The 438-nt window shown below is 71.0% G+C and carries 1 protein-coding gene; it reads right to left on the bottom strand.

Translation table 11 applies throughout. The features are described 5' to 3' along the window. Positions 1–10 precede the first annotated feature (10 nt). On the bottom strand, positions 11–438 hold a 428-nt coding region (locus K7711_RS47140; RefSeq protein WP_222979712.1), incomplete at its 5' end, for a zinc-binding dehydrogenase.

Raw genomic sequence — 438 nt, 5'->3', positions numbered from 1 at the left:
CGGGCCCTTCTCATGTCACCTTGATGACAACCTTGCCCGAAGTGTGACCGCTCTCGACGGTGGCGAGGGCGGCCGGGGCGTCGGAGAGCGGATGGACCGCAGTGATCACAGGTGCGAGGACTCCGTCGAGGGCCAGCCGGGCCGAGCGCTCCAGATTCTCGCGGTCGATGCGACGCTCGACGAAACGCCCGCCGAGGTCGGGCACCGACGAATCACCCACGGCGATGACGTTGCGAGGATCCCGCGCCAGCGGAGCGACCGTCCGCAGCGCGGCGCCTCCGACCAGATCGACGATCCCGTCGACACCGTCCGGGGCCGGCTCGCGTGCCGCAGCGACGACGTCCCCGGCGGTGTAGTCGATGAACCGCACCCCGATGGCCTCGGCGTGCTCGCGCTTGGCGGCACTCCCGGTGCCGATCACTCGCAGCTCGCGCCCGA

It is taken from the genome of Nocardia coffeae, from assembly GCF_019890715.1.
Lineage (GTDB): Bacteria > Actinomycetota > Actinomycetes > Mycobacteriales > Mycobacteriaceae > Nocardia > Nocardia jiangxiensis.
Note: the sequence above shows the minus strand (reverse complement) of the source record. Positions and strands in the feature narration are given on the sequence as shown.